We start from the raw sequence: 14,740 nt of genomic DNA, 5'->3' as shown, positions 1-14,740 counted from the left end.
CGTGGCGGCATGAACAAAGTTCCCAAACCGGGTGTACGCAGCGCGCCATTTGGCGGGCGGTTCCCGTGGGTCGGGCCCCTGTGGATTGGGTGCGCGATTGCATTCGCGCTCGCTCTTGCCGGCCATTCCCCGTCACGAGCGGCAGACTGGTCGCAGGAAGCAGCCGCAGGCACGGACGCGCTGGTGGCGAGGTTCCTCGCCGAGCTGGACCGGCAGGCGGCGGACCTGCCGAAAGCGTCGCTGGTGTATGGCATCGCGACCGACAAGGGCGTGCTCGCCGCCAAGGGCTATCGCGAAGCCGCGCCCGGCGTTCCGGCGAGCCCCCACACCGTCTATCGCATCGGCTCGCTCGCCAAGCAGTTTACGGCCGCCGCTGTCCTGGATCTCGTCGGCCGTGGCGCGACCCTGAGAGACGGCACGCCAGTCACGCTCGAGCTTCCCTTGTCGCGCGTCTTCTCGGGCGTCGCGCATTGGCCGGGGCTCGCGAGCGATCTCGACAAGCAGCCGGTGACCCTGCGCACGCTGCTCACGATGACATCCAACCTGCCGAACTTCACGCGCACGCCCACGGCGTCGATGAACCCCTGGGGCCGGATTGCCGCGCCCGACCTGCTGTCGGAAATCAAGAAGCTCACTCCCTCTGGCTGGCCGAACACGTTCGAGTATTCGAACACGAGCTACTTTCTGCTGGCCGAGGTGATCGAGGAGGCGGTCCGTCCCGGCGCGACTGCGCCGATGGCACACCGCCGCTATCTGCGGGATGTCATTTTTCCGGCCGCCGGACTTGCCGAAACCGGCTTCGTCGATGAGCCGCAGACCGGAGCTATCAACGCCGTCGCAATTCCGAGAAGCGAGCCCGTTTTCGACCAGCCCGATTGGCTCAAGGGCAGCGCCGACATCACCAGCTCCATCGCCGACCTTGCACGCTGGAACGCTGCTCTCATGGGCGGACGCGTGATATCCGTCGATCTGAAGCGGGCCATGTTCTCGGACGGCGCGCGCGTCACGCCGGACGTCTACTACGGAATGGGATGGTTCATCGAGCACGCCGGCGGCGTGGATCTCTACAGCCACTCGGGGCACGTGCCCGGCTTTACATCCTACAACATCATCGCCGCGCATCCCGAGACATCGGACTGGATGTCCGTCTCGGTGTTGATCAACACGGATGTGGGCGAGGGGATCGACGTTCTGGCGCGCGACATCTTAAGGCTCGCGCGCCAGTAGAGGTTGAAAGTAGCGCTTACGAGTAGCGGCTTACGCGCAGCCCTCACGAGCCGCTGTCGGACTTGCTGGTGAACTGCTCGCCGTTCGTATCGCGCGCCGTCACCTCGATCGGACCCTTCGTGCTCGTGCCGTAGCTGAAGCGCAGGTTGGGGTTCTCCGAAATCGAAATGCCGCCCTTCATCTTGAACAGCACGCCGTCGGCGCTCTTGATTTCGAGATCGTCGATGAAGCGGGCAGGGACGAAGCCGCGCGACACGGGATCCATCTGCAACCCGGTGAAGTTCGGATGCTTGATCTTCACCTGGGTTTCGCGGAACGCGTCGCCGCGCGCAGGCTCAGACAGCGTCTTGATGTCGATCCGGCCGATCCCGGCGAGGGCTGCTTCCATGTCCTTCGACGAGGTTGCAGAGCAGCCGCCCGCGCCCATCACGAAGCGCGTGGCCATGTGCAGCTTGCCGTCGGTCGTCTCGACGATCGCGCGCACGCGCGAGAAGCTGTCGAGACGGATGCGCGTCGCGAGCTGGCGCTCTCCGATATCGTCGCCCTTGCGAAACGCGTCTCCGAATTCGAACGTCGCCGCGACAGGCGCCGGATTGCGATCCACGAGCAGCGTCATGGATGTAATCGTCCGCGACGTGTTCGGCGGGAAGCGCACGCTGATCGGCACCAGCGCGGCGTCCTCGGCGGTTTCAGGTGCAAAGAGCGCGATCACCCCATCGTTCTCGGCGATGACGCGGTCTCCGAAGATCTCCTCTTTGAGCCCGGGCCAGAGGTCGGGCTCGGCCGCCGAGCTTTGGGTCGCGACCAAGCCTTGCGTTGCGAAAAGGATCGATGCGATGGCGAGCACGAGGCTACGGGGCATGTCTGTCCTCCACGGCCGGAACGGCCCGGCTTGATTGCAGCAACAGTATAACATAGGAGTACGCGCGCTTTTTCGAGAGGACAATGGCATGAGCCGCGCCAGGAGAAGTTCCCAATTCGGTTGCTTCGCGGGCGTCGCTGTGCTGTTCGCAAGCGCGCCGGCTCACGCTGCGGGAGGTGCGGCCGAGATCGCATCGGCAACCAGCGCGGCGGCTCTCGAGGCGATCCTCACAGCAAATCCGCAGGACAAAGACGCTGTTGCCGCGCGCGCCCGTGAGCTCGGCCTTGCCGTTCTGTCGTTCCCCGCCGGGCTGAAGGGGCAACACACGGAGACGACGCGGATTGCGGGCGGCGCCAATCCGTTCCGGGATTGCGAAAAAGACTGCCCGGTGCTGGTCGCCCTGCCGCCGTCGCCGAAGGGCTTCAAGATCGGCACACCCGAAAGCGAACGCGACCACATGGAGGACGAGATCCAAGTGGAGGTCGCCATCGCGCCGTTCGCCATCGCGGCACTGGAAACGACCGTTGCCGAGTACGAAGCCTGCGTCGCCGACGGCGGATGCAAACCGGCGGAGTGGCGCGAGCCAGGCGGGCAGCACAACATCGAGACCGGATCGAGCCGCTACTATCGCAATCTGGGAGACAACCTCACGGCGCCGGGCCAGCCGATCGTCGGCGTGAGCTTCAACGACGCGATGGCCTATGCGGCGTGGCTCACCGCAAAGACCGGCCACGACTATCGATTGCCGTCCGAAGCCGAGTGGGAGTTTGCCGCGCGCGCCGGCACGACAACGGCCTACTGGTGGGGCGATACGCTTCCCGCCGATGGCGCGCCCCGCGCGGCGTGCAAGGGGTGCGGTGGCGAATGGGACGGAAAAGCGCCGGCGCCAGCCAATGCGTTCGCACCGAACGCGTGGGGACTTCACAATGTCCACGGAAACGTCTGGGAATGGACGGCAGACTTCTACTGCGAAGACTATGCGTCTGGCCCCAGGAACGGAGCGCCGCGTAGTGCCGACGATTGCGCTCCTGTTGACGATCAACCGCCGTCGCGTGGTGTGCGCAGCATGCGCGGCGGATCCGTCTTCTACTCGCCCAAGGTCATGCGCTCAGGCATGCGCGCCCGCAACGTGCCTGACTTCAGGAACTTCAGTGTTGGTTTCCGCGTCGCGCGCACGCTCGAGCCAATCGATCACTAGTCCGTGATTGGGAAAATGCCCCCGCGGAGATGGGACATTTCCCTCTCGAAGTTCTGGTATAACATCCCTACCGTGCGTGCTGTGGGTAGGGCGTCCACGCAGGCATATTCGGCATGAATTGCACGCGCTCGCTCTCACCGACGTTTGTGAATTGAACGCCAGGGAGCAGAAGCGCGGTCCGCCTGCAGCGTAGGTTGCGGGACATAAGGCTCGCTGAAAGAGCCAGATCGCCCTGCCAAAGTCACATACTCGCGTGAGCGGATCGTCCGGGGTTTCTTGCTGAACCTCTCGGGCGGGCGGATGTGCTTTGCCTGGCTCCTCAATCCTCAAACCTTCGAAGATAGGAGAGGAGACCTGACATGACGAAAAAAATGGGCCTGCTCGCGGGCGGCCTCATGTTTGCGATGCTGGGACTTGCCGTCCCCGCCTTCGCAAACGACGAGGTCGACAAGCGCGCGGCTGACCCCAACCAATGGGGTTCCCCCGGGCGCGACAATTCATTGACCCGCCATTCGCCGCTGAAGGACATCACCACCGACAACGTGAGCAAGCTGCAGATGGTCTGGTCGCAGTCGACCGGCGCCCTGCGTGGCCATGAAGGCCAGCCGCTGTTCATTGAAGACGTCGGCGGCAAGCCGATGCTGTTCTTCGTGTCGGGTTGTCCGAACATGGCCCAGTGCAACATCGCACAGGGTCTCGATCTCTCGGACCCCGACCATCCGAAGCAGATCTGGAACTACGTCAAGACCACCGACCGTGATGAATCGGCCGTGCCGCGCGCCTGCTGCGACACCGTCAATCGGGGACCGGCCTACGCCAACGGCAAGCTCTACTACGGCACGCTCGACGGCTTCCTGATCGCACTCGATGCCGCAACCGGCAAAGAGGCCTGGGTCGTCAAGCACGCCTGGCCCGAAAAGGGCGAGACCAGCACCAGCGCTCCGCTGATCGCCGGCAACCTCGTCATCCTCGGCTTCGGCGGCGACGAGTTCGCAGCCCGCGGCCGCGTCACGGCTTATGATCTCAACGACGGCAAGAAGGTCTGGGAGTGCCACTCCACGGGCTCCGACAAGGACGTCTGCCTGACGCCCGAGACCAACAAGGCCAACCCGCACTACGGCACCGCCGGCCAGGACCTCGGCATCAAGACGCACGTCGGCGAGGACTACAAGATCGGCGGCGGCGCTGCCTGGGCGTGGTTCAGCTACGATCCCGAGCTCAAGCTCGTCTACTACTCGACCGGCAACCCGGGTCTCTGGAGCCCCTCGTATCGCTGCTCGAAGAAGACGCACGAAGAGTGCAACACGGGCGAGTTCGACAACAAGTGGTCGATGACCATTTTCGCCCGCAAGGTCGAAACCGGTGAAGCTGTCTGGGCCTACCAGATGACGCCCTTCGACCAGTGGGACTACGACGGCGTCAACGAGAACATCCTCGTCGACATGAAGGTTGACGGCAAGGACCACAAGGCCCTCGTGCACTTCGACCGCAACGGCTTCGCCTACGTTCTCGATCGTGCGGACGGCACGCTGCTGCGCGCCCACAAGTACGTGACGACGGACTGGGCCGAGAAGGTCGACCTCAAGACGGGTCGTCCCGTGAAGGTGCGCGAGCACTCGCCGCTCGAGCGCGGTCGCAACGTCTCGGCATGCCCCTCCGCCATGGGCGGCAAGGATCAGCAGCCGTGCTCCGTCGATCCTGCCGATCCGACCAAGTTCTACTGCCCCACCAACAACTGGTGCATGGAGCTTGAGCCTCAGGAGCGCACGCACACGCAGCAGGGCACGGTCTACGTGTTCGCGAACGTGTTCATGTATCCGGAGAAGCCCGGCACGACCGGCAAGATCAAGAAGTTCGACGTGCTCAGCGGCACGGCGGATTGGGAGATCCCGGATCCGTATCCGAACTGGGGCGGCACCATGGTGACCGACGGCGGCCTGATGTTCTACGGCTCGCTCGGCGGTGACTTCCGCGCTGTCGACCGCAAGTCGGGCAAGGTGCTCTGGAGCCGCAAGCTCGCCTCCGGCATCATCGGCAACCCGATGACCTACAAGGTGAAGGGCAAGCAGTATGTCTCGATCCTCTCCGGCATCGGCGGCTGGATCGGCGTTCCCGTCACGGCTGGCCTCGATCTCAACGACAAGTTCGGTGCGATCGGCGCGACGGCCATGACCAAGGCCGCCAACCTCGACAAGATCCCGCAGGCAGGAACGCTCTTCACGTTCCGGGTCTTCGAGTGATCGATTTACTGAAGTAACGGAACGCCCAGCGTCGTATGGCGCTGGGCGTTTTTCTTGCTCAACCGGGACGCGTTCAACGGAACTTGATCATGAGCGCTGGGTTGATTGCTTGTCGCGAATGAAACGCAACAATATACAGTTACATAACGCCGTTGCATGATTGGAGAGTGTGTCCTCGTGAGGCCGTTTCGACTTCTGGCGTCTGTTCTTGCCGCGGGAGCTTTACTCGGCTTCAGCCTTTCGGGTGCGTTTGCGGCGGATCAGGGATTCCGCGCCAACAAGGAATTCGACGAGCTGACAGCGGCCGAGAAAACCGCAGCGCGCGCAGCCGGAAAGAAAGCCTTCGAGACCAAGTCAATTGCCGCGCTCCGCGTCTGCGGCGATCCCGGCAACATGCCGCTCTCGTCGGCAGATGGCCAAGGCTTCCAGAACAAGATCATGGCCGTGCTCGCCAAGGCGATGGGCACGCAGGTCATCAATTTCTGGCGTCCCTATCTCGAGCGCGGCATGACGCGCCAGACTTTCGAAACCAACGACTGCGACGTGCTCGTCGATATGCCGACCGTCTACGGCGGTGTGCTCACCACCAATCCCGTGTACCGCACCACCTATGTGCTGGTGTGGAAGAACGATCGCGGGCTCGACATCTCGGGTCTCGACGACCCGAAGCTCAAGGATCTCAAGATCGGCGTGTACCAGACCTCGGCGATCCGCGAGGTTCTGAAGAGGCGCGGCCTCAGCACGAACGTCGTCATCCATACCGTAAGCCACAACGGCGATCTCCTGCCCGAGCAGCAGCCGACGTATCAGGTGCAGCAGGTGGTCGACGGCCGTCTCGACGTCGCGGCCGTCTGGGGCCCGTTCGCGGGATGGTTCCGCACCATGAAGGGCGCGCCCGTCGCCGTGCTGCCGGTGAACCTCATGGAAGACGAGGTGCCGCTTGAATTCGATCTGTCGCTCGGCGTGCGCCCGACCAATGTCGTGCTCAAATATGCCCTCGATTACGCGCTCGACGCGAGCCGCACCGAGATCGAGAAGATCCTGCGCGACTATGGCGTGCCGCTCGTCAAGTGCAGCAAGTGCGTCGTGCCCGGCGATTTGCCGGCACACGGCTCCTACACGAAACCGTTCGAGATCAGCCAGGGACAGAAGGTCGAAGCATCGCCCGATCAGCGCGTGACGCGCGAGCGCCTTGAGGCGTGGCTGGCCGAAGGCGCCGACGTCCAGGGCGAGCTTGCGAACGCGGTGCTCGCCTCCGACGCCGAGCGCATCCGCTTCCTGATCGAGAAGGGAGCCGACATCAACAAGCACGATGCGCAGGGTTACGGCGCGCTCCAGGCCGCCGCGCGCAATCGCAACGACAAGATCATTCCGCTCCTGATCGAGCTCAAGGCCGACGTCAACGGTCGCGACAATGACGGTTTCACCGCGCTGATCCACGCAGCCGAACGCAACCACGTGCCGTCCATCAAGGCGCTCGTCACGGCGGGCGCGGATATCGAGAAGGCGGTCGACGGCGGCTTCGGCCCGCTGTCGCTCGCCATCGAGAGCAACAAATTTCTCGCCGCGAAGTCGCTGATCGAACTCGGCGCATCGGTGAACGCGGTGGCCGGCACCGACCGCGTCACGCCGTTGATGGTCTCTGCAAGTCAGCTCGCTGTCGGCGAAGCGGCGAAGGAAATAGAACGTCGCCAGGGCCTGCGCTCGACCGACATCGCGACGGCGCTGATCGAGCGCGGCGCCGACGTCAACGCGGTGAATGCTCAGGGTGTGACGCCGTTGATGATCGCCTCGGCGCGCGGCAACCTCCCGATGATCGGCCTGCTGCTCGAGGCAGGCGCCGACCCAACAACGACATCGAAGGCCGGAAAGACCGCGATCGACATCGCGCGCGACAACCTCAACGAGGATGCCGTGAAGTCCATCGAGCTGTTCAAGGCCACCATCTCGGAGCGATCGCAGCCGGGCGACGGCGCAGGCGCCAAGGACAAACTCTGAGCATGCGATGGGCTGCTGAGGGAGATACGGGGAAGACAGGGGCGGAGGCCTCGCCGCCGCTGGACTGACTGGGAGGCGCAGTTCGTGAATGAAACAGGGGACTAAAACGTGAAAAGCCAATTCATAAGGCTGCTGCTTGCAGCAGCGCTCTCGGTCGGAGCGTTCGTCGGTGCCGCTGGTGCCGCAGACGCGCCCGCGCCGGCAGAGAAATCGGAACCTGCAGCAGCCGACAAGAAAGCCGATCCTGCTGCGGCTCCGGAAGCGGCACCGTCCGGCGAAGCGGCGGCAGCTCCGGCTGCCGGCGGCGCGCCGATGAAGCCGATCGACCGCGTCAACTCGACTGAAAAAGGAACGCTCAAGAACCCCTACAGCTCGACCGACAAGGCCATCACCGACGAAGGCCACAAGATCTACATGGGGCTCTCCTGCAACGGCTGCCACGGCGGCGGCGGTGGCGGCGGCATGTGCCCGCCGCTCACGAACGAGACGTGGGTGTACGGCGGCGACGACGACACGCTCTTTCGCCTGATCACGCTGGGCACCCAGGAGTACAAGAAAAAGTACAACGCCACGCGCACGGGAACGGAATCGGTCGTCGGCCCGATGCCGCCCTTTGGCGAGCTCATCGACGACGAGACGAAGCTCTGGAAAGCCATCGCATGGATCCGCACCGTCTGGGGCGGGCGCGCTGAGAAGAAGGTGTGGCAATGAGGGAACGACGGCTGCCGATTTCGGGTGCGCACGCGAAGCTCGGCTCGGCGGCCGTCTTCTCTCTCGTTTTAGGCTGGCTGGTCGCGGCGTATCCCGCCGCGGCTATTCCCGAGGCTCCGACCCACGCGCCGGAAGGCGCCCTCGTGACCAAAATCCTTTACGTGGGCAAGCGCTATCCCGAGCCGTTGCCGCTGTCGCTGCTCGACAAGGATCTGACCGACGAGGGGGTGCAGGGTGCACGCCTCGCGATCAAAGAAAACAACATGACCGGCCGGCTCATCGAGCAGCATTTCGAGCTCACCGAGGTGGTCGCGGATGCCAATGAGGACGTCGTCACGAAGGCGCGTGCCGAGCTCGCCAAGAAGCAGGGCCTGATCATTGCCGACCTCGAACCGTCCGACCTTCTGGCGATGGCCGATCTCCCCGAGGCGAAAGGTGCCATCATCTTCAATGTGCGGTCGAGCCGCGATGAGTTGAGGCAGCAGGACTGCCGCCAGAACGTCTTTCACATCATCCCGAACTGGGCGATGCGCGCCGATGCGCTGGCGCAATACCTGTCCTGGAAGAGATGGCGCCGATGGCTGGTCGTCTATGGCACGACGCCGGGCGACAAGGACTACCTGGTCGCCATCCGGCGCTCGGCCCAGAAGTACGGCGCCAAGATCGTGGACGAGCGCTCCTATGAATTCGATGCCGGTTCGCGGCGCACGGATTCCGGCCACCAGCAGATCCAGACGCAGATGCCGATGCTCACGCAGGGCGCGCCGGATTATGACATCATTTTTGCGTCCGACGTCGGCGAGGCGTTCGGCGACTATCTGCTGTTTCGCACCTACGAGCCGCGCCCGGTCGTGGGTTCGCAGGGGCTGCAGGCGGTCGCGTGGCACCGCACCTTTGAGCAGTACGGCGGAACCCAGCTGCAGAACCGGTTCGAAAAGCAGGCCCGCCGCATGATGACCGAGCGCGACTACACGTCATGGCTTGGCGTGCGCGTTGTCGGTGAGGCGGTCACGCGAACGGCCATCAACGCCCCCGCCGACATCAAGCGCTACATCCTCTCGAAGGATTTTGCGGTCGCGGGCTTCAAGGGCATCGGTCTGACGTTCCGCACCTGGGATCATCAGATGCGCCAGCCCATCCTGCTGTCGGGCCCGCGCACCCTGGTCTCGATCTCCCCGCAGGAAGGCTTCCTGCATCAGACGTCTCTCGCCGACACGCTGGGCTTCGACGAGCCCGAGACGAAGTGCCGGATGCAGAAACAATAGTCCGCTCGAAAGGGAACCGCTCATGAAGCGCATTTACGCAGCCGCGGTTATCGCTGCGATTGGAAACTTCGGCGCGCAGCCCGTATCGGCCGCGACGCTTTTCGTGTCGAACGAAAAGGACAATACGGTCACGGTTCTTGACAGCGAGACGCTCGCGATCGTCAAGACCATCCCAACCGGCGCGCGCCCGCGCGGGATGGCGCTGACGCCGGACTTCAAGGAGCTTCTGGTCTGCGTCGGTGACGACAATCGCCTGGATGTCATCGACACCGAAACTCTGGAAGTCGTCCGCACGCTCGAATCCGGCCCCGATCCCGAGCTGCTCGATATCGACCCCAAGGGCGAGCGCGTCTACATCGCCAACGAAGACGAGGGCTATGTGACCGTTCTGGAGCGCGTCAGCGGCAAGGTGCTGGCGGAGATCCCGGTCGGCGTCGAGCCGGAAGGCATGGCGGTTTCGCCCGACAACAAGTTCACCGTCGCCACGTCCGAGCAAACGAGCATGGCGCATTTTATCGACAACGAAACGTTCAAGGTGACTGCGAACGTGCTCGTCGATACGCGCCCGCGCGTCGCCGAGTTCGAGCGCGACGGAAAGCTCGTCTGGGTTTCGGCCGAGATCGGCGGCACGGTGTCGGTGATCGATCCCGTGACGCGCAAGGTGGTCAAGAAGTTCGGTTTCGAAATCCCGGGCGTGCGGCGCGAGCTGATCCAGCCGATGGGCATCCGGTTCACGAAGGACGGCAAGACCGCATTCGTAGCGCTCAGTACGGCCAACCGGGTCGCCGTCGTCGACGTCGCGACCTACACGACGAAAGAGTACATCCTAGTCGGCCAGCGCCCCTGGCACATGGCGCTGAGCCCCGACGGCGCCAAGCTCTATGTCGCCAACGGCCTCACCAACGACATGACGATCGTCGATGTCGCGACGCGCAAGGCCGAGAAGTCGGTTCCCGTCGGCCGCCTGCCGTGGGGCGTCCTCGTCAAGCCGTGATGGTCATCCAACTCCGCGGAGGGCGCCATGACACTTCCGATCCGGCCGGTGAACTTATGGCTGGGATGCCTCCTGATCCTGGCGTCCATCGTTCACTCGGCCGCGAAGGCGCACGCGGATCCTGGGTCCGCATCGCTCACCTTGCGCGGGCACACCGCTGACCTGACTGTTGCGCATTTCAGCCCGGACGGCTCCCGCATCGTGACCGCCGCGAACGATCGCACGGTGCGCCTGTGGGATGCAAAAACCGGGAAAGAGCAGCTGTCGCTCACCGGGTTCACCGAAGGCGTGCGCTGCGTGGCGTTCAGCCCGGATGGCAAGCTGCTGGCCACCGCCAGCCGCGACGGCGCCGCGGCGGTCTGGGATGCGCACACGGGCGCGCGTATCGCCGATCTCGTCGGCCACGCCGCCATGATCGAGCAGATCGCCTTCAATGAGGCCGGCGACCGCGTCGTGACCGCATCGCACGACAAGACGGCCATCGTCTGGGACACGAAAGGCGGCAAGCTCGCAACGCTGGCGGCGCACGGGGAGTGGGTGACGGGAGCCACGTTCAGTCCGGACGGAAAATCGGTGCTGACGTCATCGAGCGACGAGAAGGCGCGCCTGTTCGACACGGAGACGGGCAATGTCCGCCTCACACTCGACGGACATGAGAGCATGATCGCCATGGCGCGCTTCAGTCCGGACGGAACCCGCATCGTCACGGTGTCGAGCGACAAGACGGCCAAGGTCTGGGAGACCACGTCGGGCGCACTGGTTGCAACCCTCGCGGGGCATACGCGCGGCGTCCGATGCGCCGCCTTCAGCCCGGACGGCAAGCGCATCGTGACCGGTGCCGCCGACAAAATCGCCCGCGTGTTCGATGCCGCGACGGGACAGGTGCTGGCTGAGATGTCGGGCGCGCATCGCCGCCTGATCAGCAGCGTCGAGTTCGATCACGATGGTACAAAGGTCGTGACCGCCGCGCACGACAACCGCGCGGCGCTCTGGGATGCGCAGACGGGAAAGCTGATCGCCACCCTTGAGGGGCACGAAAAATCTGTCGAGATGGCAGAGTTCAGCCCCGACGGGCGCTTCATCCTCACAGCATCGCTCGACGGGACGGCAAAGGTCTGGCCGGCAGGTCCGCCCGCGCCGTAACGCTGCGGAAATTGCATTCCGGGCGGAACGGAGTGCTAGACGCCCACTCTCGGCGCGTCGTCTGCTAAGGGGATGATGACCGTGAGGCAGGTTCCGCGCGGCGACGAAGCGCCGACCCGTACCGTGCCATCCAGCGCGCCGACTCGCTCCCGCATGCTGCTCAGCCCGTAGCCGAACGGCGCGTGGGCCGCAATCCCGGTACCATTGTCGCGAACGTTGAGGGTTACGGTTCGCGCGGAGCCGTCCTCCGCCAGCGCAAGCTCGACTTCAATGCGGCCCGGCCGCCCGTGCCGGATCGCGTTCGTCACGCCTTCCTGCACGCAACGATAGACCGTCAGGTCGATGATTTCGCCGAACGTAGCGGGGAGGGCGGCGGTGTCGAGATCGAACGTGATGCCCGCGTGCCGCCGCTTGAACGTGTCGATCAGTTCGGCAATGAGCTGCTCGATGGTATGGCGGCCAAGCGCGATGGGCCGCAGCCGGTTGAGCAGCGCCCGGTTCATGCTCTTGAGATGCGAGGAGACCTGCACGATCTCGTCGACGCAGGCGAGGATCGGCGCCGCCTTCGCCTCGGGAAGCTGCTTGGCGTGATGGGCGACGGCGGTCGTCGCCGCCATGATGCCGAACAGGCAGGGTCCGAATTCGTCGTGCAGATCGCGGGAGATCTCGCGCCGCTCTTCCTCCTGCACGGCGATGAGCTGGCGGTAGAGACGCCCGTTTTCCGTGTTCGCCGTGTCGAGGGCAGCCGCCAGCGTATTGAAAGCCGACGAGATCGACTCGAGTTCCCGGACTTGCGAGATGTCGAGGCGGAACGTGTAGTCGCCGTCCTCCAGCTCCTTCATGCCGTCGCCAAGGATCGCGAGCGGATTGAGCACGAGGCCGAGAATGAAGTAGAGGCCCACCATCATCAGCGCGATCGCGCCGAGCCAGAGCGACCCCATCAGCTCCAGGAAGTCCCAGGTTTCCGCGATCTCGTCGTCCGGCACGCCGTGGATCGTGACCGTGCCGATCGGCTCGCCGCGGGACGTAATGTTGACCGTCTGGAAGGCGGCGTTGGGCTGCACGAGCGCGGTAAACCATTCGGGCGCGCGATCCTCCGGCGGCCCGGCCTTTTTCGTGGAATGAACGTCGACCGGATTGCCGTGGCTGTCCTGCACGCCGACCGAGACGTGGCGCACGTTGGCCATTTCGGATTCGAGCTGCGCGGCAAACTCGCGGAGCTGGTCCGGCCGGTCCAGAGCCCGCACCTTCGCGGCGATATGATTGGCCCAGAGATCGATGTTCGTGCGCGTTTCCATGTCCGCGCGCCGCTTGGCGTCGAGTACGGCAAACACGCTGCCGAGCATGCTGGTGATCAGAGCGAGGATCGAGATGGCGATGAGGATCTGCCACCGGAACGGAAACCTGTTCCACCATCGGCCGAGCGAGGCGAAGGCGGTCGTCTCATCGCTGCGGGCCGAAGCGCTGGGCGCTTGAGGAAGGGCCAAGCTACGCTATCCTTGTTTGTTGCTCCCGGAGCTCACCGAGAACAGGACTGCGACCGCCAGCCGGTTTCATCGGCCCCGGCGTCATTGCACCATGACCCGGGTTCCGTCCGGCCCCTTTGCTTCGCCGCCGGAAAGGTCGCCGCAATCCGCGCCGAGATACGTTCCCGTCTGTTGGATGGTGCGTTTGACGCTGACAGACTGCGCATCCTGCTCGCCCGACGTCGTGCTTTCGATCTTGACGGCAAACGCCGACTGGAAATCGCCGCTCATCTCCGTCTTGCTCTCGACCTGCCGCCCCGAGAACTGGCAGGACATCTCGACGACGGTGGCCTCGCCCCGCCGCGCGATGTCATAGCGCGCGCATTGCTTGCCGTGCTCTTCCGCGCTGGTCGAGACGGTCAGGCGTTCCATGCGGGCATCGACGCACATCGTGAGATCCTGCGTCACGGCGCCATTGCCCTCGTCCATGGTCGTCGTCATGTGCCACAGACCGGCTTTGCGCTCCGGCATGCGGGCCGGCTCGGCTGCTGCCGGGAAGACTGATAAGGCCGCCATCGCAGCCGCCAACGCCGCAAGCAAACAAGATCTTTTCACGTGTCCGCCCTCGAAGTGTATTTTTTCACTTTTTGTGCCGGGAAGCTTACACGGGCGCCGCGGGATTTGGAACAATGTTATAAAGTATCACAATTCGTGATGGCCCGGAGCCGATCTTCCGGCCGCGACGCCGTCTATTTTGCAGCGCGGACGAGGGGCATGGGCGCGCCCCGCGCGCTGATCTCCGTCACGAACTTGTGCCGGAACGCGCGACCGAAATCCTCATACCCGTCAGCCAGATGCAGGAAGCCCCCGGCGCCGCCGATGATATGATCGCGGTACCAGGCATCCAGCGTGGTCGCGTCCCGGTCGAGGCCCAGGTCTTCAAAGGCGAAACCGGGACGCCGGAACGTACCCGCGCCGACGACATCGTTCTCGCCCTGGACGATGATCGGCAGGCCGTTGATCGTCGCACCCTGAGCCACGATGGCATCGCGGGCGGTGTCGCTGGCTTTGCGCACCGCGCAATTGTCGATGCCGTCCCCGGAAACGTCGATCACGGTGTGGTCTGCGCTGAGCGCGGCCTGCGGCAGAAGACTGTCGTGCACGCGATAGAGCATCCGCGACACGCAGGTGTATTCGCCGCCTTTTTGCGGCAGCGTCCGCACAATGCCCGCGACGCGTCGCGCATCGTCCACGTTGCGGATGGTCTGCCACGGCATGACGAGCTCCGCGTCGTCCGACCACGCCAACAGGCTGAGGGTGATGCCGCCCCTGGGGCCGCTCGTGATCGCGTCGATCACGGCCGGATCTTCGAGCGCCCGGGCGATGCCTTCCATCTGCAAGCGATAGCGTTCCGCATCGACCGATTCGGAAACGTCGACGGCGAGCACCAGCGCCGTGTCGACCCGCGCGCCCTCCTCGCCGCCACCCGCATGCGAGCAGCTTGCCGGATACGCGAGCGCCAGCATGGCCGAGATCGCACAGGCAAGTGCGTTGCGCAGGGCGGTCAGCGGCATCTCTGATGTGCTCCTCGTCTCGCAGTGAAAAGGGACACGGCGCGGGACGCCGATCCAGACCC

General features: G+C 64.5%; 12 protein-coding genes. 8 read left to right on the top strand and 4 right to left on the bottom strand.

What is annotated here, in order from left to right:
- The first annotated feature begins 9 nt into the window (after window positions 1-9).
- Entirely contained in the window at window positions 10-1,227 is a 1,218-nt protein-coding gene (locus K2Y42_RS01575; RefSeq protein ID WP_291147713.1) for a serine hydrolase domain-containing protein, read from the top strand.
- Between the two features lie 43 nt (window positions 1,228-1,270).
- Here K2Y42_RS01575 and K2Y42_RS01570 read toward each other — a convergent pair whose 3' ends face one another.
- A complete protein-coding gene (locus K2Y42_RS01570; protein ID WP_291147711.1) occupies window positions 1,271-2,089 on the bottom strand; it encodes a quinoprotein dehydrogenase-associated SoxYZ-like carrier in 819 nt (272 codons plus the stop codon).
- Window positions 2,090-2,177: 88 nt separating this feature from the next.
- Here K2Y42_RS01570 and K2Y42_RS01565 point away from each other — a divergent pair, with 88 nt between their 5' ends.
- The 7 genes from K2Y42_RS01565 (at window position 2,178) to K2Y42_RS01535 (ending at window position 11,638) form a co-directional block, all read left to right on the top strand.
- Window positions 2,178-3,287 (top strand): formylglycine-generating enzyme family protein, encoded by a 1,110-nt coding sequence (locus tag K2Y42_RS01565; protein ID WP_291147709.1) that lies wholly within the window; start codon window positions 2,178-2,180, stop codon window positions 3,285-3,287.
- Window positions 3,288-3,646: 359 nt separating this feature from the next.
- Complete coding sequence (locus K2Y42_RS01560) at window positions 3,647-5,527, top strand: PQQ-dependent dehydrogenase, methanol/ethanol family (protein WP_291147707.1); 1,881 nt, start codon at window positions 3,647-3,649, stop codon at window positions 5,525-5,527.
- A 177-nt stretch (window positions 5,528-5,704) separates the two neighbouring features.
- The gene (locus K2Y42_RS01555; RefSeq protein ID WP_291147706.1) at window positions 5,705-7,525 is read left to right on the top strand and encodes a quinoprotein dehydrogenase-associated putative ABC transporter substrate-binding protein; all 1,821 of its coding nucleotides are present in this window, start codon (window positions 5,705-5,707) and stop codon (window positions 7,523-7,525) included.
- Window positions 7,526-7,633: 108 nt separating this feature from the next.
- Window positions 7,634-8,236, top strand: a complete 603-nt coding sequence (locus tag K2Y42_RS01550) for a cytochrome c (RefSeq protein WP_291147705.1) — start codon at window positions 7,634-7,636, stop codon at window positions 8,234-8,236.
- Window positions 8,233-9,501, top strand: a complete 1,269-nt coding sequence (locus K2Y42_RS01545; RefSeq protein ID WP_291147703.1) for an ABC transporter substrate-binding protein — start codon at window positions 8,233-8,235, stop codon at window positions 9,499-9,501. The genes K2Y42_RS01550 and K2Y42_RS01545 overlap by 4 nt, the downstream gene beginning before the upstream one ends.
- Before the next feature lie 22 nt (window positions 9,502-9,523).
- Window positions 9,524-10,495 carry a PQQ-dependent catabolism-associated beta-propeller protein gene (locus tag K2Y42_RS01540; RefSeq protein ID WP_291147701.1) on the top strand — a complete coding sequence of 324 codons (972 nt, stop codon included), beginning with the start codon at window positions 9,524-9,526 and terminating at the stop codon, window positions 10,493-10,495.
- A gap of 27 nt (window positions 10,496-10,522) precedes the next feature.
- On the top strand, window positions 10,523-11,638 hold the full coding sequence (locus tag K2Y42_RS01535; protein WP_291147699.1) for a WD40 repeat domain-containing protein: 1,116 nt from the start codon (window positions 10,523-10,525) through the stop codon (window positions 11,636-11,638).
- Window positions 11,639-11,673: 35 nt separating this feature from the next.
- Here the strand turns inward: K2Y42_RS01535 and K2Y42_RS01530 are convergent, their stop codons facing one another.
- The 3 genes from K2Y42_RS01530 to K2Y42_RS01520 all read right to left on the bottom strand — a co-directional run bounded on the left by K2Y42_RS01530 (window position 11,674) and on the right by K2Y42_RS01520 (window position 14,678).
- The gene (locus K2Y42_RS01530; RefSeq protein WP_291147697.1) at window positions 11,674-13,125 is read right to left on the bottom strand and encodes an ATP-binding protein; all 1,452 of its coding nucleotides are present in this window, start codon (window positions 13,123-13,125) and stop codon (window positions 11,674-11,676) included.
- Window positions 13,126-13,206: 81 nt separating this feature from the next.
- Window positions 13,207-13,680: a DUF3617 family protein gene (locus tag K2Y42_RS01525; RefSeq protein WP_291147695.1), complete on the bottom strand. Its 474-nt coding sequence runs from the start codon at window positions 13,678-13,680 to the stop codon at window positions 13,207-13,209.
- A 173-nt stretch (window positions 13,681-13,853) separates the two neighbouring features.
- On the bottom strand, window positions 13,854-14,678 hold the full coding sequence (locus K2Y42_RS01520; protein ID WP_291147693.1) for a DUF1194 domain-containing protein: 825 nt from the start codon (window positions 14,676-14,678) through the stop codon (window positions 13,854-13,856).
- Between the last annotated feature and the right edge of the window lie 62 nt (window positions 14,679-14,740).

The sequence above is a fragment of the Hyphomicrobium sp. genome, assembly GCF_019744875.1.
Taxonomy (GTDB): domain Bacteria; phylum Pseudomonadota; class Alphaproteobacteria; order Rhizobiales; family Hyphomicrobiaceae; genus Hyphomicrobium_C.
Note: the sequence above shows the minus strand (reverse complement) of the source record. Positions and strands in the feature narration are given on the sequence as shown.